The organism is Kitasatospora sp. NPDC127067 (genome assembly GCF_042724755.1).
GTDB lineage: Bacteria > Actinomycetota > Actinomycetes > Streptomycetales > Streptomycetaceae > Kitasatospora > Kitasatospora lactacystinica.
In genome coordinates this window covers 1-5,742 of sequence record NZ_JBHXEM010000034.1, presented here as the reverse complement: position 1 = coordinate 5,742, position 5,742 = coordinate 1, and the positions used below count along the sequence as shown (strand labels likewise).

3 protein-coding genes are annotated in these 5,742 nt (G+C 71.8%); 1 reads left to right on the top strand and 2 read right to left on the bottom strand.

Annotation, left to right across the window (positions count from 1 at the left end; all coding sequences use genetic code 11):
* Positions 1-142: 142 nt before the first annotated feature.
* On the bottom strand, positions 143-493 hold the full coding sequence (locus tag ACFWJ4_RS16700; RefSeq protein WP_380544438.1) for a hypothetical protein: 351 nt from the start codon (positions 491-493) through the stop codon (positions 143-145).
* 14 nt (positions 494-507) lie between these two features.
* A complete protein-coding gene (locus ACFWJ4_RS16695) occupies positions 508-4,569 on the bottom strand; it encodes a polymorphic toxin-type HINT domain-containing protein (protein WP_380544435.1) in 4,062 nt (1,353 codons plus the stop codon).
* Positions 4,570-5,047: 478 nt separating this feature from the next.
* On the opposite strand from ACFWJ4_RS16695, the gene ACFWJ4_RS16690 reads away from it, so the two are divergent.
* Complete coding sequence (locus ACFWJ4_RS16690) at positions 5,048-5,539, top strand: hypothetical protein (protein ID WP_380544432.1); 492 nt, start codon at positions 5,048-5,050, stop codon at positions 5,537-5,539.
* Positions 5,540-5,742: the final 203 nt, after the last annotated feature.

Genomic DNA, 5,742 nt, shown 5'->3' with positions numbered 1-5,742 from the left:
GCTCTCCGGGGCCCCCCCGGCGGTTTTCGGTTTGGGGCGCGCCCCCGGGGTGTTGGGGGGGGGCCCCACGCCCGACGGGAAAGGCGTCCTGCCGGACGGGTCCGGCAGGACGCCTTCACACCTCGGGATCAACGGAGTCGTGTCACAGGGTCACGAGCTGCATGCGGCTGCACACGACGAACCCCTGGTGGGTGCCGCCGGACAACAGCAGGGTCCGGAAGAACTCGCGGTCCTCGTCCGAGATGTCCGCGAATTCGTCGATCTCGGGGACCCCGTCGACGACCTCGGACACGTGCAGCTGGTCGAAGCTCCGTCGGAGCTTCATCGCCAAGACGTTCTTGAACTCCAGTTCCAGGGCCGGCTTCGTGTCGTCCTCCCAGGTCCGTAGCACCAGGCAGCGGTGCGACACCGAGTAGGACCAGGGGCGGAAGGCCCGCCCGGTCCGCAGGGGCAGATCGTCGATACCTGCCAGGAACGTCATCCCGTTGGTCATGCGAAGGGCTCGTCTCAGTCGAAGGGGCTCGTCGTCTCTACACCGTCCAGGTACCACTTCACGCGATCCCGTACCTCCTTCGGCGCAGCCTTGATCATGGCCAGCTCCCAGCCCGTGAAGGGCTGCACGGGAACCGCCATCCCCTCCTGTGCCGCGGCCCACTCCCGTGCCAGATCCTTCCCGAAGCCGGTGAGGTTGAAGACGATTGCGGTGTCCTTCCCCGGGGCGAGCGCGTCACGGACGGTCTGCTTCCAGTCCGTGCCGTCGGGGAAGGTCATGAACGACTCGGACTTGGTGAGCTTGGTGAACGGGCTCATCAGGTCCTTGCCGTCCAGGGTTTCGCTGAGACCGAGGGCGAGACGCTTCGGGCAGTAGTTCGTCGTGTTGTGGACCAGGACCGGCAGGTCGCCGGCCAGCACGTAGTACGTGTGGAGGTCCTCGACGGTGAGGTTGTAGGCGGGCTGGAGGGTGTTCCAGTTCCGGACGTCCTCGATGCGCCGGGGCTGTCCGGCGGGGTCGCGCAGTTCGTCGCCGGTCCTGAGGTCGGCGGCATCGGTCCAGGACTTCCGGTTCTCGGACCAGAAGGGGTGGTGGCCGGTGCTGGTCAGGGACTGTCCGGCACCCAGGGAGATGTCGGTGAAGTCGCGGTCGTCCGGGGTGTAGATGGTGGCCGACACCCGACGGGGACCGGCGACTCCGGTGGTGGGGTCGGTGGCGAGGACCTCGTCGCCGACCTGGACGGTCTCGATGGCGCGGGTGGAGCCGTCGGCCATCAGGACGCGGGTACCGGCCGGGAAGCTGTTCAGCGGGCAGGTCGGCGGAGGAAGACGGGTGACGAGCTTCTTGATGAACTCGACGGCCTTCTCGCCCCAGGAGCCGAACTTCTTGGCCCACTGGGCGAGCTTGGCGACGGCGGCACCGTCACCGATGAAGGGGATCGCGCCGATGCAGGAGGTGACCGCGTCGGTGGTGCGGCCCTCGACCGCGTAGTAGGCGCAGTTGACGAGGTCCGCGATGTCGGCGAGGCCGGGGGCGATGACGCCGCCCGCACCGCCGATGACGTCGAGGGTGAGGTGGATGCTCTCGGAGAAGAGGTGGTAGAGGTAGCTGACGTTCTCGCTGTCCTCCTTCGCCTTCTTGATCTCCTCCTCGATCGCCGCGATCGAGTCCTGCTTCTCCTTCGCGGCCTGGGCCTGCTTCTCGGCCTCCTTGCGCTCCGCCTCCAGCCTGGCGAGCCGGGCCTTCTCCTCGGCGTCCCGCCGCGTCTCGTAGGTCGCGTGGGCGTTGTCGGCGGCGGTCTGGGCGGCCGTCGCGTCCTGACCGGCCGCCTCGGCGGAGCTGCGGGCGGCGCTCGCGGACTCGTTGGCTTCGGCCGCCGACCAGCGAGCCTGCCGGGCCGACTGTTCGGCCTGGTTGGCGGAGTAGACGGCCTTGGCGGCGTCGCGGTTGGCGGAGGCCTTGGCGGCGTTCGCGCTCTTGGCGGCCGCTGCGGCCCTGGCGGCGTCGGCCTGGGCGGCGTCGGCGGCGGCCTGGGCCTTGGTGACGTAGTCGGCGGCGGTGTTGGCCGAGGCCTGGGCCTGGGCGGCGTAGCCGTTGGCCTCGGCGGCGGCGCCGCGGGCGGTGGCGGCGGCGGCCTGGGCCGTGGCCGCGTTCTTCTGGGCGGTCGCGGCGGCGGCGGTGGCCTCGGCGATCAGGCCCTTGACGTCGGCGACGTGGACGGCGGTGAGCCGGTCCTTCTGCTGGGCGGTGAACTGGCCCTGGGCCACGAAGGTGCGCAGGTCCTGGACGGGGCCTTCGAGGGCCACCTTGGCCGCGGCCTTGAGCTCGGGCTCGGTGTCCGGGGCGTCCTCCAGCCGGGTGGCGACGAGGCGGTCGTCGGCGGCCTGCGCGTCGGCCAGGCCCTTGCCGAGGAAGTCCCGCAGCGCGGCGGGGGTGTTGACCCGCAGCGCGGCGTCCGCGGCGGCCTTGACCGCGGGGCCGGCGCTGTCGCTGACGCGGGTGATCGTCAGCCGGTTCTCCGGCGCCGCGGCATCGAACTGACCACTGGCCAGGAAGGCGTTGACCTGGTCCGTGGTGCCCTGGAGCGCGGTGTAGGCGGCGGTGCGGACCCCGTCGCTCTCCGAGTCCCCGTAGATCTTGGTGGCTCGGTCGCGGGCGTCGTGCTCCTCGGCCTGCTTGCGGCCCGTCCTGAGGTAGGAGAACACGGCGGCGTCGTTGCCGGTGAGAGCCGCGTCGGCCGCCGCCGACCCCCACGTGCTCGACATCTTGCGGGAGACGAGGGCGAGCTTGCGGCCGTCGGTGGCGACCTGCGCCGGGGTGGCGCCGGGCTGGTTGGCCAGGGCGGCGAGGCGGTCGGCCTCGGCCTTCGCCTTCTGGACGTCCTGGGCGGCCTGGTCGGTCTGCGCCTGCTTGTCGGCCTGGTCGGCCTTGGCCTTGCGGGCCTTCTCCACAGCCGCCGCGGTGCGGTTGGTCAGGTCCTCGGCCTCGGTGCGGCGGGCCAGGTCCTGGATCTCGTTGGCCTTGTCGACCGCGGTCTGGGCGTCCGTGGCGAAGCCGGAGGCGGCGTTCGCGTGGTCGGTGGACTCCTGCGCGGCGTTGCTGCTCTGGCCGGCGTGGTCGGCGGCGTCCCGGGCGGCCTGCGCCGCCGCTGCGGCGTGCTCGCCCGCGGACCTCAGGAGCGCCGCGGCCGCGTCGGCCTTCGTGACGGCCTCGGCCGCCAGCTGCTGGGAGGCGGCGGCGGCACGGCCGGCCTCGGCGGCCGAGCGGCGCGTCGCCGCCGCGGCCTGCTTGGCCTTCGCCGACTGGCCGCCCGCGTTGTCCGCGTAGTCGCCGGCCTGCTCGGCCGAACCCGCCGCGGCATCGGCGTTGCCCTTGGCACTGAGCGCGGCACCCGCCGCGTCCTTGCTGCTCTTGGCGGCCTCGTTCGCCTTGACGAGCGTGGCGTTCGCGTCCGCGGCGATCTTGGACGCGGCGTCGGCGGCGTCCGCCGCCACCCGCGCCTCGTGCGCCTTGGTCGCGTCACCGGCCGCGGCCGCGGCCGCCGTCCGCGCGTTCGCCGCGGCCCGCTGGGCACCCGCCGCGGCCGCCGCCGCGTTCGACGCCGCGTAGGCAGCCGCTCGCGCACCCGCGTTGGCCGCACGCGCGGCCGCCATCGCCGTCTTCGCCGCGGCACCCGCGCGGTCTGCCGCACTGGCGGCGTCGTTCGCGGCGGCGGTGGCCTTGGCCGCGTCGTTGCCGGCCTGCTGGGTCTCGGACGCGGCCCGCGCGGCGGCCTCCATAGCCTTCTGCGCCTCGTGGACCGCCGTGTCCTTGGCCTCGATGGCCGCGGCCGTCTCCTGGGCCGCCTGGGCGCTCGCGTCCTTGGCCTGCTGCGCCAGCTGTGCGATGCTCGCGCGCTCCTGGTCACGGCTCTGCGCGATGTACCGGCCGACGGCGAGGAAGTCGCGCACGTCCTGGATCGTGCCGTTCAGCGCGAGACGCGCCGCGGCCTGGACGTTGGGGCCACCGGAGCTGAGGATCTGGACCAGCTTGACCCGGTCGTCGGCGTCCTTCGCCGGGAACTGGCCCTCGGTCAGGAACCGCTGCAGGTCGTCACTGGTGTTGCTGCGCAGTGCGGCGTCGCCCGCGGCCTGGAGACTCCGTCCGGCGCCCATCGCGGGGTCGGTGATCCGGGTGATCCACAGCCGCCGGTCCGCGTCGAGGGCCGACTGCCAGCCGCCCTCCAGGAAGGCGCGTCGGTCCGCGGCCGTCCCGTCGATGGCCTTGTCGGCGGCCTCGCGGACCTTGGGCCCGCCCACGCTGGAGATCTGCGTGGCGGTGAGCAGGTCGTCCGCGTTCTGCGCCGCGGCGAACTCGGTGTCCAGGAAGCGCTTCACGTCCTGGTCGGAGCCCGCGAGCGCGGCCTCGGCGAGTGCGTGGAGCCGGGGGCCGCTGTTGAGCCACGCCTGAACGGCGCGTTGGCGGTCGCTCGGCTGGACCTCTCCGCCGACCGTCCCTGCGGCGGCGCTCGGCACGCCGGCCCCGACCAGTCCGGCCGTGAGGGCCAGTGGCAGCAGGCTCAGGGAGAGCCTGCCCAACAGCGGCGGCCCTCCCCTCCCTCGCCGTCGTGAGCGGGATATCGATTGACGCACGGGAAACCTCCACTGTCGACATCGGCCGAATCCCGGCCGCAGCAGATCCCCACGATAAATGACGGTCCAACAGAACGCTCACGAAGTCAAAGAGTTGAAGAGCGGTCAAGGAGTCAAACTGCCTCAGTGGGCTCATAATTCGGCAAAGGTGTCGCACCGTCAGCATGTGATCAAATGCATTCCAAATCATGACAACTTGCCTGCCTGAGCTGCAAAAAGGGTCTTGGCGCGGGCTCAGTCGATCTGGTTCGATGGGGCGGTTTCCGCCGATGGTCACAGGGGTGGTCAAGTGGCCTTCAACCCTTGTTCCCGCCATTCATGACGCTTCATCGCATCATGTCGGTTCGCCTTCCATCCGGGGTCTTCGTCCCATTCCGGCGATCTGTCGACCAGGGCAACATCAAACGAACGAAGAGGAATACTCATGTCAAAGCGCATGTCCCGCTGGCTCGTTGGCGGCGCCGTCGCCGCGGCCGCCACGCTCGGCGTCACGGCGATCGCCTCCGCCGACGGCACCCCGGCGGACAACTCGGCCGCGCCGGTGGCCGTCGAGGACTTCGTCCACCCCGGCCCGGCCCCGTACCCCAACGTGAAGCTGCTGCGCGGCGACGGCCACATCGTGCTGTCCGACTGCGCCGTCGACGACCAGATCAGCGTGCTCAGCTGGGACCTGCCCAACGACAAGGGCAACCAGATCTGCTTCCGCGCCACCGGTACCACCGGCTACCTCGCCGTCGAGGTGCCCAACGTGTTCCGGATCCGCACCGACGACTACTCGGTCAACGCCAAGCTCACCAGCGAGGGCGCCTCCCAGAGCATCGACATCGCCAAGGGCACCGCCGTCCCGGTCGGGATCGGCAGCGGCAACGGCAGCGGCAAGCCCACCACCCTGCTCGAACTTCGCGTCACCGGCTGACCCGCGCCCGCCCCGCTCACCTTCCGATGGAGCCCCAGGTGACCCACACCGCCCTGCGCACCACCACCGCGCGCCGCTGGCTGGCCACCGCCGCGGTGACCGCCGCGACCCTCGGCGGCGCCACCGCGATCGCCGCCGCCGACACCACCCCCGCCGACAACTCCGCCGCACCGCCGGCCGTCGAGGACTTCTCCTACCCCGGC